The following is a 13881-nucleotide window of genomic DNA, read 5'->3' as shown; positions in this document are numbered from 1 at the left end:
TGCAAGATGTAAAGGAAATATCGACACCTTAAAAAAAGTGTCCAAAAAAGTGTTGCCATAGCATACGAAACGTTTCCTTTTTCCCCCTTGGTTAACTTTCCACCCCTATTTGTATGCTGTTATTGTTGAACTTCTTATATAGTCCTTCAAATTAACTTCAGTAATACCCCACTTTGCGGCGTATTCATCAGTAACATCCTTTGTATCAATATCAATATTTACAAATCCTGCATTTTTAAGAATTTCTATTAACCTATCCAAGGTTACAGAGCCTGCAACTCATGTACCGTACATTCTAGGATTATCCAATACTGACTGAGGTAGAGGTTTTGCCTGTGTTATATCAGAAATTCCAATTCGTCCACCCTTTTTAAGAACTCGATGAATTTCATTGTAGACCTGTTGCTTTTGAGTGGATAGATTTATAACGCAATTTGAAATAACAATATCCAAAGTGTTGTCCGCCACAGGAAGGTATTCTATCTCTCCAAGACGAAAGTCAACATTATTAAACTTTCTTTTCTTACCGATGTACCTAGCCTTTTCCACCATGTCTATACTTGAGTCTACACCGATTACATAACCTTCATCACCAACGGCCTTTGCGGCAATAAACACATCAAAGCCCTTTCCACATCCAAGGTCAAGCACTGTTTCACCAGCGGCTGGCTTTGCCTTTTCATGGGGATTGCCACATCCAAGGCCCATGTTAGCTTCTTCGGGAACAGATTTAAGTTGTTCCTCTGAGTAGCCAAGAGCTCTATTAAGATCATCAGAATCAACCTTTGTCTTTTCCTTTCCAGTTGCAATATTAGTATAAAAATCTCTAACAGATTTTCTAATTTCACTTTCATCTAAAGTTTTATTTTTTTTCTTATCCATAAAACCCTCCTAACATTCACTTCTTTTTTTATCTGAGTACTTTAAATCATTTATATAATTTTTAAAATCTACAAAAACATCCTTATCAATCCTGTAGTAGGACCACTTTCCTACCTGTCTTACCTTAACCAGACCACACTGAAGCATAATCTTCATATGATAGGACAGGGTAGACTGGGATATGTGCAAAAATTCTAATAATTCGCATGCACATAACTCTCCATCTCCAAGATAATTTAAAATCTTTAGCCTACTTGAATCGGAGAGGCATTTGAAAATTAAAAGTAGTTGTTTTTCTTTCATTTCACACCTCACATTGATATCTATCGATATATTTATTATATAACTCACATCGACAGTTGTCAATGTATCGACGAAAATATATAATTATTTCACCAAGGAGGCAAAGATGAAGAGAAAAATTACTTTAATAATTGGAATATTGATTGTCATTTCATTTGTCTTTTATTTTAAAAGAGAGAACACATCAACCATAACTTTTTACAACAAAACTGAAGAAAACATAGAAAATTTTGAAATAAAATATAGCAGTGAAGACAATTGGAAAAAAGTTGGAGAGATTAAACCAAAGGGGAAGTTAAAAATAAAATCAATACCACCAGAAAACTTTCAAGAAGGTACTGTGGACTTACGATATTTTGATAAGGCAGGCAATGAAAAAATAGAAAATATAGTTGGCTACACTGAAAAGTTATTAAAGTTTCATGCAAAGGTAGAAATTTTATCCGTGAAGGATGGAGTTTATGAAATTGAAGTAAAATAAAAGAGAAAGCTTTAGCTTTCTCTTTTATCTTTCATATTCAACTTATAGTACTTACCACGCTTTTCCATTAGCTCATCATGTCTTCCTACTTCCACAATCCTGCCCTTTTCGAGCACGATAATCTGGTCGCAGTTTTTTATGGTGGAAAGCCTATGGGCAATTATAAATGATGTTCTTCCCTTCATTAGGTTTTCAAGGCCCATTTGTATAAACTTCTCCGTCTCAGAGTCAATTGACGCCGTTGCCTCGTCTAGCACCAATATTTTCGGGTCCATTAACACAGACCTTGCAAAGGTGACAATCTGTTTTTCCCCCAGTGAAAGTCCCACGCCTTCGCCGCTCAAGTCGCTGTCAAGGCCATCATGTAGTTTCGAATACATATAACTTCCACCAGATGCCTTAAGCGCCTTTACAATTTCCTCGTCACTATGTTCATACCCAAGGGCAATGTTATCTCTAAGGTTTCCCTTAAATATAAATGGGTCTTGTAGTACCAGCGACATATGTTTCCTAAGCTCACTGGAAGTAAAATCTCTAATATTTTTTCCATCAATTAAAATCTCTCCACTGTCCACATTATAAAATCTAAAAATTAAATTAATAATGGAGCTTTTTCCAGATCCAGTGTCCCCAACAATGGCAGTTTTAGTTCCACTTGGCGCATGAAAATTAATATTGTGTAGCACAGGATTTCCTTCAACGTATGAAAAGCATACATTTTTAAACTCCACATCCCCATGCACATCACTTAAGTTTTTGGATCCTTCATATTCATGTCTTTCATCCAACACTTCCGTAATATGATGCGCCGAGCCAAGGGCCTTTTCAAGTACATTCATACGCCTTAAAGTATTGGTGATGCTTTCATAAATCTGATTATTATATTGTATCAACAAAAGCATAAATCCAACAGTCATTACAGGACTATCATTCAAGATTCCCTTGCCCACCACATATACAATTACAACGGTAGAAAGCATCCTCAAAAGGTCTGACAAGTTCCATGAGAATAGGGAGTCAAACACTTCAATTTTAATTCCCGTTTTATATAGATTATCATTGCTCTTTTTAAACTCATCATAGGCTTCACGGTTTACACCAAATGCCCTAATAATGGAAACTCCATTTAAGTTTTCATTCAAATCTGCAGTAATCTTAGACCTCTTTTTACGATAGGCAATGTGTAACTTTGCAGAATAATTATTATAAACAACAATGAGGCCAATCATAATTGGCACTGGCACACAAAGGATAAGTCCTGCATAAAAGTCCTTGCTCATAACATAGATAATAGAACCGATTATAAAGCAGATTGACGAAAATGCGGTGGCGAAACCATAGAAAAATATTTCTTTAACCTGGTCAATATCACTAACCACCCTGGAGGAAATTGTTCCAACGGGAGTCTTGTCATAAAAAGATAGGGGAAGTCCCAAAGTGTGAAAGTAAAGCCTTTGTCTAAGACTGTGTGCAGCCTTATTAGAAGTACGCTTTAGTTGTAATGTCTTCACATAATTAAATACATTTGTAAACAAAATCGACCCCATATACATAGTAGCAGTCATAATAAAAGTATTTTTGTTTACAATGCCAACCTTTGGCGATATCTCCACATCAATAAGCTTCTTTAAAATAATAGGGGACAGGAGTCCTAGAAAAGTTGCTACCAAGGACAGGGCAATTCCAAGGAACAAATCGAACCTTACATTGGAAAGAGTATCCAACATAAGACGTCCTGTTCCCTTACGAAACTTTTTTTCTTTAGTTTCCATATAGCACCCCCTGACTTAGAGCTTGTTCATAAAACCACTTTCCATTTTCAACAAGACTATCAAAGTCGCCCCTTTCAACAATCTTTCCATCATCAACCACCAAGATTTCATCAAAATCCTTAATGGCACTTATTTTGTGGCTTGCCATAATGACGATTTTATCTCTAAAACTCTTGTTAAGATTATTTAAAATATTTATTTCAGTGTTATTATCAACGGCAGAAAGCACATCATCAAGCACAAGTAAATCCACATCAGTTAACACTGCTCGAGATAGAGAAACCCTCTGCTTTTGTCCACCAGATAAACTAACACCCAGCTCGCCGCTTAAAGTTTCAATTCCATCAGGAAGATTTTCCAAATCCTTCTCAAAGTCAGACATCTTTATGGCCTCCATTACAGCTTCACTATCCACATGACGGAAAAATCTAATATTGTCTCCAATGGACTTGCTAAACAAAAAGTGTTCCTGAGGCACATATCCAATCCTCCTTCGAAGAACATCAAAATCAATATTCTTCACGCTTTCTCCATTTATAGAGATTTCACCATCAAAATCAGGGTACTCCCTTATGACCATACGAAGAATAGAGGACTTGCCACTGCCGGTCTTACCAACAATGCCGTACCTTTTGCCCCTTTCAAGACTTAGATTAATCCCCGATAACTTAAAACTATTATTGCCAGGATAAGAAAAGGACACATCCCTAAATTCCATGGAAGAAATTTCAGGTAAAACAATTCCCTTGTTGTCATCCTCGTTATAGTCAATTAGATTTTCTACCCTTTTCAAACTATTCTTTCCAGCCTTTAAAATTACGATACAGTCACTAATGGCAAAAGCAGGCCACATAAGGTACATTAGATACATGGAAAAAGTTACAAGGTCCCCATAACTAATAGCACCTTCCCTAATAAGCCTTGCGCCAAGCACAAAAGAAATAACCGCCGCAATGCCCGAAATAATTTCAACAATAGGCATATATAAAGTGTTTATTCTCTGTAACCTAAGCTCCTCATCCAAGTTCTTATCAACCTTTTTCATAAAAATCTTGCCCATAATAGAAGATAGATTAAAAGTCTTAATCACTTTAATACCATTGTAAGTTTCAAGGGCCGACTCATGTAAAGAGTCCATGGACTTCTTCAAAGAAAGGTATCGCCTGTCATAGTTCTTACTAACCAAAGTTATAAAATAAACCATAATAGGTAGGGCGATAATAGGGACCACAGTTAAAATTGGCGAAATATTAAACATATAATAAAACACTAGACACGGAAACAAAACCCCGTCCATCAAAGTCATAAGGCCATACCCAGCCACATCAGCAATATTAGCAGAGTCAGAAGTAGCCTTATTAATAATATCAGAAATAGGATTTACCTTAAAAAAACCTGGACTTTGGGAAAGAGCTTTAAAAAAGATTCGAACACGAACCTCACTATCAACATAGTAATAGTTTTTAAAGAAAATATAATTCCAAATTCCATTAGCAATGTAATTAAAAATTCCCACAGCTAAAATAATTAAAGAATACTTTTTTATAATTACAATACTTAAAGCCCCTGACTGAATGTACCCGGTCAAAGTTCCGATAATCTTAGGAAGCATTAAAGTAGTAAAAAGAGTTAAAATTCCAATGACAAAACCAAAAGCGATTTGCCATTTAAAACCCTTTACAAAATTAAAATACTTTTTTATATCAGACATTTCACACCCCCAATAGAACTATTGTAAAACAATTTAAACCATCAGTAAAGGAAATAAAAATCCATTTTATTTCACCTTCTTCAACCTCTTACTTTAGACTTTTAATTAAAACCATTTTTAGTTGGGTATAAAAATAATAGTTGGAAAAATAAAATAAAGATAATAAAAGGAGGATATTATGGCATTTTCAATGAAGGACAAGAATGTAGTTATTACTGGTGGTAATAAGGGAATCGGTGCTGGAATTACAGAAGTTTTCTTGAAAGAGGGAGCAAATGTAGTCTTCACTGGAAGAAATGAAGAAGGTGGAAAGAGCTTTGAAGGTGAATTAAAGAAAAAAGGTTATAATGCAAAGTTCTTCAAGGCAGATGTAACCAGTGAAGAAGATACTAAGAAACTATATGAATATGCTGAAAAGGAAATGGGAAGCATTGATATAATTCTTCTTAATGCGGGATATTTTCCTGAAATTCCTTTAGAAGAAATGAGCGTTTCAGACTGGGACAATGTAATTGGTATAAATTTAAAGGGAGTATTTTTAAACACTAAAGAAGGCATTAAATACCTTAAGGACGGTGGAAGAATTGTTATAACATCATCCATAACCGGAAATAGAGTTGGAAACTCTTCATTAGTTCACTATGCCTCTGCAAAAGCTGGAGTAAATGGATTTATAAAATCAGTTGCCCTTGACCTTGCTAAGAAGAATATAACAATAAATGGAGTGGAACCTGGAAATATTATGACTCCAGGAATGGAAAATGTACTTGGTAAAAGATATATTGAAAACCAAGAGAGGGTTATTCCAATGGGATACCTTGGCGAACCTAATGATATTGCCTATGCAATAATGTTTTTAGCATCTGATGAAGCAAAGTATATTACTGGACAAACCATTGTTGTTGATGGGGGACAAATCCTTCCAGAGTCACCACTTGAGATGTAAATAAATAGAAGTGAGAAATTGGAGAAGAGGTAGAAAAAAAGCTTTGCTTTTTTGAGGTCGACTTCTGACACTTTCTTTCATAAAGTGAAACGAGATCGACATTTGACCTACAACGAAGACTTCGTCTTCTGTTAGGTCAAGAATGTTTCGACTCGCTACGCTCGCTCAACATGACAAGTAAACTTGTTTTCACTTTAATATAACGATTATCTTACCTGAATGTCATTCTGAGCGGAAAAATTCCGAAGGAATTTTGGAGTCGAAGAATCTCACTTTCCGCTAGGAAAGTGTAATAAGCCTAATCTCTAAATTCTTATTAACGAGGTAAATATGCCAAATATTTCGGATCTTTTTAAAAATTTAACAAAAGAAGAAATAGATTCTTTTATAAAAGAGAATAAGGGTCTTAGAAGAAGTCTTAAAAGAGGGGAAGAGGTTTTTTCTCAAGGAGAGATTCCAAACTATTTATTTATACTAGAAGAGGGTTCTGTTGTGGTAGAAAATATATCTGAAAATGGCAACAGATCCATTGTAAATAGGTTTTCAAATCCTGGAACTGTTTTTGGAGAAGTTTATCTTTATCTTCCGGAAAGGTCCTATGACTATAGTTGTGTTTGTGATGTTGATTCAACAATACTTGCAATTCCAAAAACTGCATTTGTTATGAACGGTGACAATTTTAAGAATAGCAAAGTGGTTAACAATATGCTCTTAATTTTGTCACAGAAAGCTTTTTACTTAAACCAAAAGCTTCTTATACAATCGGGAAAGACTTTACGGGAAAAGCTGTCTCGTTTCTTTTTAAGTAATTCAAAGGAGTCTTCTTTGGAACTTGAGTTTAATAGGGAAGAGCTTGCAGACTTTTTGGGTGTCACTAGACCATCTATTTCTAGAGAGATTATGAATATGAAAAGGGACGGTCTTATTGATGTGGTTGGCAATAAGGTAATTCTTAATAAAGAAATGTTAGAAAATCTTTTTTAATGTAACAATTGTTACAGAACTTGCCTTCTTATAATTGATAAAATCAATTTAACAGGAGGGGAGAATATGAATAATATGTTTTGTTATCAATGTCAAGAAACTTTTTGTAATGAAGGATGTGTAAAATCTGGAATATGTGGAAAGAAGCCAGAAGTAGCTAATAAGCAAGACTTACTTATATGGCTTACTAAGGGACTCTCTCAAGTAACTACAGCTCTTAGGGCTGAAGGTAAGAAGGTATCTCAAGAGATTAACTCCCTTGTTACTCACAATCTTTTTACAACTATTACAAATGCGAATTTTAATGAAGATGCAATTGATGAAAGAATTGAAAAGACTATTAAGACTACAAAGACTCTTAAAAGTGAGTTAAGTAAAGAAGTATTTAGTGAAGCTTCAAACTATGAAGATTTAAACAGGGATAATTGGGCTGAAGTTTCCAAAAAAGTTGGAGTTTTAAGTACAGAAGATGAAGATGAAAGATCACTTAGAGAGCTAGTAATCTATGGGCTAAAGGGGCTTTGTGCATATACTGTACACGCAGAAGTTCTAGGAAAGACAAATGAAGAGATAGATTCATTTATTCAAAGGGCGCTAAGTGAAACCTTAGAAGAAAAAAGTATTGATGAATTATTTAACCTCGTTGTCGAAACTGGAGAATATGGAGTTAAGGGCATGGCACTATTAGACGAAGCCAACACTTCAAGTTACGGGAATCCAGAGATAAGCAAGGTAAATATCGGCGTTAGAAATAACCCAGCCATACTTATATCAGGACATGATTTAAAGGATATGGAAATGCTTTTGGAACAAACTGAAGGCACAGGTGTTGACGTATATACTCATAGTGAAATGTTACCAGCTAACTACTATCCTAAGTTTAAAAAATATGATCATTTTGTTGGAAACTACGGCTCATCATGGTGGAATCAAAGGGAAGAGTTCAAATCCTTTAATGGACCAGTGCTATTTACAACAAATTGTATAGTGCCACCCCTTGATGAATATAAAGATAGAATATACACAACTGGAGCTGCAGGTTTTAATGGCTGTAAACACATTGAAGGTAGTATTGGAGAGAAAAAGGACTTTAGCGAAATTATAGAACATGCGAAGAGATGTGAACCTCCAAAGGAAATAGAAAAGGGAGAAATAGTTGGTGGATTTGCCCATAACCAAGTTATGGAGCTTGAAGACAAGGTTGTTGAAGCTGTTAAGAGTGGCGCCATAAAGAAGTTTGTCGTAATGGCAGGATGTGATGGTAGACAAAAGGGAAGAAACTACTATACAGAGTTTGCAAAGGCCCTACCAAAGGACACTGTAATACTTACTGCAGGATGTGCTAAGTATAGATACAATAAACTAAACCTTGGAGATATTGGGGGCATACCAAGAGTTCTTGATGCAGGACAATGTAACGACTCATATTCCCTTGCGGTTATTGCACTAAGACTAAAAGAGGTATTTGGTCTGGATGATATAAACGACCTTCCAATTGTATACAATATTGCATGGTATGAGCAAAAGGCAGTAATAGTTCTTCTAGCGCTATTATCACTGGGAGTAAAAAATATACATTTAGGACCTACACTACCGGCGTTTTTATCAGAAAATGTAACAAAAGTATTGGTGGATAAGTTTAATTTAGCACCGATTAGTAATGTTGAAGATGATTTAGCCTTACTTGGGGTAAATTAATAGAAGTAGGAAGTTGGAGAAGTTTATAAATCTCAAAAACAATGATATAATAATGTTGAATTATTAATAAAGGAGGAAAAAAATGAGCAAAATAGATAAAGATATGTTAATTGGTCAACTTGTTGCAGAATATCCACAAGTGGCACCGGTTCTAATGGAAATTGGTATGCACTGCCTAGGATGTCCAGCATCTCAATCTGAATCAATCGCTGAAGCAGCTATGGTTCACGGAGTTGACGTTGATGCATTAGTTAACGCTTTAAATGAAGCGGCAAAAATGTAAGATGAAAAGTATAGATGTGCTTGTAAAGGAGCATGAAGAAATTTCAAAACTTCTTAACAGGCTTGAAGAAGAGTGTATAAAAATACTGGAAGGTTCTTCTATTGACTATGAGTTTTTTGAAGCTTCCATTGAGTTTATAAGGGACTTTGCGGACAAGGTTCACCATAAAAAGGAAGAGGATATCCTCTTTAAGTATATGATGGAGGAGCTTGGTCCGGCTGCACAAAAGCTTATTCAACATGGCATGCTTGTGGAACATCAACTGGGCAGACATTATATTACAGAACTTGAAAAGCATTTAAATGAATATAAAACAAATGGAGACGTGCATGATAGGTTACAGATTATTTCGTACACCATGGCCTATGTAAATATTTTAAGAATGCATATTGAAAAGGAAAATTCTGTAGTATATCCATTTGGAGAAAATAATTTAGCATGTGGAACAAAGGAACTTATTGAATCGGAAACTAAAGAAAGACTTAGTGAAGAAGAAAAAACTTTCGAAAGAAAGGAAGAACTTTTAAAAATAATATTTGAATAATTGGGCCGAGGATTACCTTGGTCCTTTTTTATAAATAAAAAAGATGCTATTTTATTTCAAAGGCATCTTTTTGTTGGAGGCAAATAAAATTATCTTATATATATAATAGCACATATTTTTGTTTTTGCAAACCTTTTCTCGTAAAATTTGCATAAAAAACACTCACCAGATGATGAGTGTAAATTTTTATTTTGTTTCAATGTATTTTAAACAAAGGTCAATTGTTGCTTGAATACCTTCCATGTGGGTTCTTTCCATGGCGTGTGAAGCGTCAACTCCTGGACCAATAAGGGCAACCCTAACGTCTTCTCCTGATCTAAGAGCCGCTGATCCATCTGATCCATAGTATGGATATATGTCGATTCTGTATTCGATATTGTTGTCCCTTGCAAGTTTTACAAGTCTATTTTTAAGTTCCAAATCGTATGGACCACTTGAGTCCTTAGGGCATACCGTACATGCAAGTTCTGAAGAGGTTTGTCCAATTCCTGGTGCTGCCATGTCCACAACTATAAATTCGTCTGTTTCCTTTGGTAGTCCTGCACAAGCTCCATGACCTATCTCTTCGTAATTTGAGATAAAGAAGTTCATTGTGTGTTTTGGTTTTATTTTATTTTCTACTAGGTGCTGTGCAACTTTATAAAGTACAAACACACATGCCTTGTCGTCTAAGTGTCTTGACTTAACGAAGCCTGACTCTGTAATTTCAGTTCTTGAATCAAGGTAAATAAAGTCTCCAACGTTTATTCCTAAATCTTCGGTTTCTTCACGGGAGCTTGTAACTTCGTCAATTCTTATTTCCATTGTATCTTTATTTCTCTCAGCTGTTGCGCTATCTCTATAAACGTGGCAGGAAGCATGTTCGTGTAGACAGGTTCCTGTGTATTTCTTGCCGTCTATAGTTGAAATTGTAACGTATTCGCCTTCTACTGCAGGGTAACCGTAACCGCCGATTAAAGTTGTTTTAAGTCTACCATTGTCCTTAATCTCTTTAACCATTAGACCTAAAGTGTCCACATGGGCTGCAAAGGTAGCTTGTTTTTCATCACTTTCTCCCCTTAGTGTTACAATCATTGCGCCTTTGTTTGAAAAGTTGATTTCAAGGCCCAAGCCTTCAAATTTTTTTCTCACAATTTCCATAACTGCTTTTGTATCGCCACTTGGTGATGGGGTATTTAAGATTTCTTCTAAAAATTCAATGTCTTTAATTTTTTTCATATTTCCCTCCTATATTATCAAGTATATTATACCCTACAAAATATTGGAATACATTTAGATATAAAAAAACCGTTAGCTAGTAACGGTTTGACTATTTTTTTGAAAGTCTTCTATTTTATACGAAGCCCTCTTTCATTTCTTTTTCTTTTTCTTTTTCTTTTTTATGTTGAACTTTGTACTCTTGTTTAACTGACTTTTGAGTAAGTCCTACAAAGCCCTGCATAAATAATAATGAGATTAGTGAATATATTCCTGTCATTAAATCAAATGTGAAAAAACCTGCTAGTATAATCGTTCCATCAATTAGTAGAACAGATATATTTAGTGGGATTTTCGTGTAGTTTGTAAGTGACTGCTCCAGTATGGCAGTTCCTCCTGTGGAGCTTCCTGCTCTAAACACAAAGCCAAGTCCAAGGCCTGCCATTATACCACCAAGTACTGCCGCCATTAGTTTTGATCCTGAAAATGGAGACATGGAATTTGTTGCCTTAACCAACGCTGGAAGTAAAAATGAACAATAGATTGTGTTTATTGTATATTTTTTTCCAAGTAGTATTAGGCTAATTGCCATTAGTGGAAAGGTGGACCAAAAGATTGTCGATTCAGCAGTAAAACCAAAAAAATGTTTTAATATAACTGCAACTCCAGTCACTCCACCAGATACTAGATTAAATGGAACATAAAATAAATTTACGCTCATGGCAAAAAGTAAAGTTCCCAGCGACATTAGTATGAAGTTTTTAATTAAGTGTTTAAAGTCATTTTTCTTTCTGAATTTCATGACATACCTCTCATGCGAAATATTCTAGAAAACATTGTATCATATTTGACAAAAAATGTGAATATTATAAAAACTTCGTTAATTTAGCACACAATAGTGAATTGCTATTTAAATGTATTATTTTTTTCTCTAATTAGCAGATGTAGAATTTAAGTCATTTAAATCCCAAAGACTAATCTGAACTATATCATCATCAGTAAGATTTGATGCAGTTAGTCCTAGTAGGCGAATTGGCCTTTGTATGTCCACCGTTCTTAAAAGGTAGTAGCCCTTCAAATAGATTTCTTTAAATTCATTTGTGGGATTATCTAAAGTCATGGACCTTGTTATGGTCTCAAAATTATTAAACTTTATTTTCAAAGTGATGGTGTGGGCTAGAATATTTCTCTTCTTCAAGTCAAAAGACAATTCCTCAGAAAAATTTTTTAATAGCTTTACAAGCTCTGACGCCCGGTCTATGTCCCTTGGAAAAGTTCTTTCTATTCCCAGTGACTTCCTCACCCTAGTGGTTTCAACGGCTCTTTCGTCCACACCACGAATTCTGTTGTAGATTACTTCTCCCTGCTTGCCAAAGTTTTTCTTTAAAAAGGGAAGGGACAGCTGTAACAGTTCACTAACCATATAAACTCCAAAGGCGTTTAGTTTCTCCTTTGTCTTTTCACCAATTCCCGCAATTTTTTCAATGGGCAGGTCTTCCAGTATCCTTGGAACCATATTTTTTCTTATTACAAAGACGCCTTCTGGTTTATTCCAGTCCGACGCAAGTTTTGCCAGGGACTTGTTGTAGCTTATTCCAATTGAAAGAGTGAGGCCCGTTTCTTTATAAACATCCCTTTGAATATGCCTTGCAAGTTTAACTGGATCTTCATCGATGTGGCTTATGTCGAGACAAGCTTCATCAATGGACATCTTTTCGATTGTACTCGAATACTTCTCAATGACTTTAAAGACTTCGTCGCTCTTCTTTCTGTACTTTTGATGATTTGTTGGAACGATAATCACATGAGGGCAAAGTTCTTTTGCCATAAAGATAGGCATGGCAGAATGGAGGCCATATTTTCTCGCCTCATAATTTGCTGTGGTTATTATTCCTCTTCCACTTTTTCCACCAACCACCATGGGGTGACCCTTTAGTTTTGGATTGTCCAGTTCTTCAACGGAAGCAAAGAATGCATCCAGGTCCATATGTAAAAAATTTAAATCATCTCTCATGAAATCACCAATATCATTATATCATTGAAAAAATATTATTTAACTTTGTGAATAAACTTTGTCTAAATCTTTAAAAATTTCATTAAATAAGTTATTATATATCTATGAGATGCTAAGGAGGTTACATCACGAATCCAAATGGAGAACAATTCTAATCAGTTGAATAAAAATGTTGCTAAGTTTTTTGGAAGCAAAAGAGAATTTTTAAGAACCATAACTGCAACTATCATAGGAGATTTTATTTGTGCGTTTGCAATGACGTACTTTTTCCAACAAAAAGGTTTTTTGAGTGGAGGAGTAGGGGGTATAGGTCTTTTACTAAAATTTTTATATGACATACCTACAGGTGTTACGGTGTTTGTGTTAAATGTTCCGCTTGTAGTGTTGGGATACTTTTTAATAAACAAAAAGTTCACCACCTATGCCATGATATCAGCATTTGTTTTATCCGGTGCACTTCTATTCTTTGACAAGTTCAACAATCCTTTTTTATTAGACGACAGTTTTTTAGTGGCTGTAATCGGTGGTGCCATAAATGGTATTGGAATGGGACTGCTATTTAAAAATGGAAGCTCCCAAGGTGGGCTTGACATAGTTGCTGCCATATTTAAACAACGTTTTAATGTAAATATTGGAAATGCACTATTTGCCATGAACATGGTCATAGTGTCCATGGGATGTATTGCATTTTCGTTGGACAGAGGACTTTATACAGTCATATCCATGGCTGTTGGATACAATTTGCTTGATAGAATTCAGATGGGCCTTGGCGAAAGAAAACAAGTTATGATTATTTCATCCCAATATGAAGAAATAAAAAGACAGATTATACAAAAAGTTAATAGAGGGGTTACTTTCCTTGACGGATCCGGTGGCTACAAGCACACCAATTACAAGGTAATTTACACCGTTGTAGGAAGAAGACAGCTTGCTCAAGTAAAAGAGATAGTTGCCCATGCAGATGGTAATGCATTTATGGCAGTTACCGATGCATATGAAGTAAGGGGCAAGGGCTTTAATACTTCAGAATTATAAATAAAAAAGGTAGTAGGATTATCCTACTACC

Annotated in this window: 15 protein-coding genes; 7 read left to right on the top strand and 8 right to left on the bottom strand. The window is 35.2% G+C overall.

Going from position 1 to position 13881, the window contains the following annotated elements; genetic code table 11:
- Positions 1-105: 105 nt before the first annotated feature.
- From WKS98_RS09325 to WKS98_RS09315, 3 genes are read right to left on the bottom strand one after another with little or no spacing between them, the layout of a single operon-like run.
- Entirely contained in the window at positions 106-261 is a 156-nt protein-coding gene (locus WKS98_RS09325; RefSeq protein WP_498918781.1) for a hypothetical protein, read from the bottom strand.
- Positions 262-279: 18 nt separating this feature from the next.
- Positions 280-882 carry a methyltransferase domain-containing protein gene (locus WKS98_RS09320; RefSeq protein ID WP_498918779.1) on the bottom strand — a complete coding sequence of 201 codons (603 nt, stop codon included), beginning with the start codon at positions 880-882 and terminating at the stop codon, positions 280-282.
- Positions 883-891: 9 nt separating this feature from the next.
- Positions 892-1185 carry an ArsR/SmtB family transcription factor gene (locus tag WKS98_RS09315; RefSeq protein ID WP_498918777.1) on the bottom strand — a complete coding sequence of 98 codons (294 nt, stop codon included), beginning with the start codon at positions 1183-1185 and terminating at the stop codon, positions 892-894.
- A 106-nt stretch (positions 1186-1291) separates the two neighbouring features.
- Here WKS98_RS09315 and WKS98_RS09310 point away from each other — a divergent pair, with 106 nt between their 5' ends.
- Positions 1292-1666 carry a hypothetical protein gene (locus tag WKS98_RS09310; protein ID WP_498918775.1) on the top strand — a complete coding sequence of 125 codons (375 nt, stop codon included), beginning with the start codon at positions 1292-1294 and terminating at the stop codon, positions 1664-1666.
- An 11-nt stretch (positions 1667-1677) separates the two neighbouring features.
- On the opposite strand, the gene WKS98_RS09305 is transcribed toward WKS98_RS09310, so the two are convergent.
- Both WKS98_RS09305 and WKS98_RS09300 read right to left on the bottom strand, forming a co-directional pair.
- Positions 1678-3438, bottom strand: a complete 1761-nt coding sequence (locus tag WKS98_RS09305; RefSeq protein WP_498918773.1) for an ABC transporter ATP-binding protein — start codon at positions 3436-3438, stop codon at positions 1678-1680.
- Positions 3428-5149 (bottom strand): ABC transporter ATP-binding protein, encoded by a 1722-nt coding sequence (locus WKS98_RS09300; RefSeq protein ID WP_498918771.1) that lies wholly within the window; start codon positions 5147-5149, stop codon positions 3428-3430. The genes WKS98_RS09305 and WKS98_RS09300 overlap by 11 nt, the downstream gene beginning before the upstream one ends.
- 178 nt (positions 5150-5327) lie before the next feature.
- Between WKS98_RS09300 and WKS98_RS09295 the strand changes: the two genes are divergently transcribed.
- The 5 genes from WKS98_RS09295 to WKS98_RS09275 all read left to right on the top strand — a co-directional run bounded on the left by WKS98_RS09295 (position 5328) and on the right by WKS98_RS09275 (position 9604).
- Positions 5328-6095: an SDR family NAD(P)-dependent oxidoreductase gene (locus WKS98_RS09295; protein WP_498918770.1), complete on the top strand. Its 768-nt coding sequence runs from the start codon at positions 5328-5330 to the stop codon at positions 6093-6095.
- A gap of 330 nt (positions 6096-6425) precedes the next feature.
- Positions 6426-7079, top strand: a complete 654-nt coding sequence (locus WKS98_RS09290; RefSeq protein ID WP_498918768.1) for a Crp/Fnr family transcriptional regulator — start codon at positions 6426-6428, stop codon at positions 7077-7079.
- Positions 7080-7154: 75 nt separating this feature from the next.
- Positions 7155-8777, top strand: a complete 1623-nt coding sequence (gene hcp, locus WKS98_RS09285; protein ID WP_498918783.1) for a hydroxylamine reductase — start codon at positions 7155-7157, stop codon at positions 8775-8777.
- 82 nt (positions 8778-8859) lie between these two features.
- Positions 8860-9060 (top strand): DUF1858 domain-containing protein, encoded by a 201-nt coding sequence (locus WKS98_RS09280; RefSeq protein ID WP_498918767.1) that lies wholly within the window; start codon positions 8860-8862, stop codon positions 9058-9060.
- Position 9061: 1 nt separating this feature from the next.
- Complete coding sequence (locus WKS98_RS09275) at positions 9062-9604, top strand: hemerythrin domain-containing protein (RefSeq protein WP_498918765.1); 543 nt, start codon at positions 9062-9064, stop codon at positions 9602-9604.
- A 186-nt stretch (positions 9605-9790) separates the two neighbouring features.
- On the opposite strand, the gene WKS98_RS09270 is transcribed toward WKS98_RS09275, so the two are convergent.
- From WKS98_RS09270 to WKS98_RS09260, 3 genes are all read right to left on the bottom strand, one after another.
- Positions 9791-10822 (bottom strand): M42 family metallopeptidase, encoded by a 1032-nt coding sequence (locus WKS98_RS09270; protein WP_498918763.1) that lies wholly within the window; start codon positions 10820-10822, stop codon positions 9791-9793.
- A gap of 115 nt (positions 10823-10937) precedes the next feature.
- A complete protein-coding gene (locus WKS98_RS09265) occupies positions 10938-11603 on the bottom strand; it encodes a YitT family protein (protein ID WP_498918761.1) in 666 nt (221 codons plus the stop codon).
- 129 nt (positions 11604-11732) lie between these two features.
- Positions 11733-12788, bottom strand: a complete 1056-nt coding sequence (locus WKS98_RS09260; RefSeq protein WP_498918760.1) for a DNA polymerase IV — start codon at positions 12786-12788, stop codon at positions 11733-11735.
- Between the two features lie 165 nt (positions 12789-12953).
- Between WKS98_RS09260 and WKS98_RS09255 the strand changes: the two genes are divergently transcribed.
- Positions 12954-13850, top strand: coding sequence for a YitT family protein (locus WKS98_RS09255; RefSeq protein ID WP_498918758.1), 897 nt, complete (start codon positions 12954-12956; stop codon positions 13848-13850).
- Positions 13851-13881 lie beyond the last annotated feature (31 nt).

Source organism: Lagierella sp. ICN-221743 (genome assembly GCF_037890055.1).
Lineage (GTDB): Bacteria > Bacillota > Clostridia > Tissierellales > Peptoniphilaceae > Mediannikoviicoccus.
Note: the sequence above shows the minus strand (reverse complement) of the source record. Positions and strands in the feature narration are given on the sequence as shown.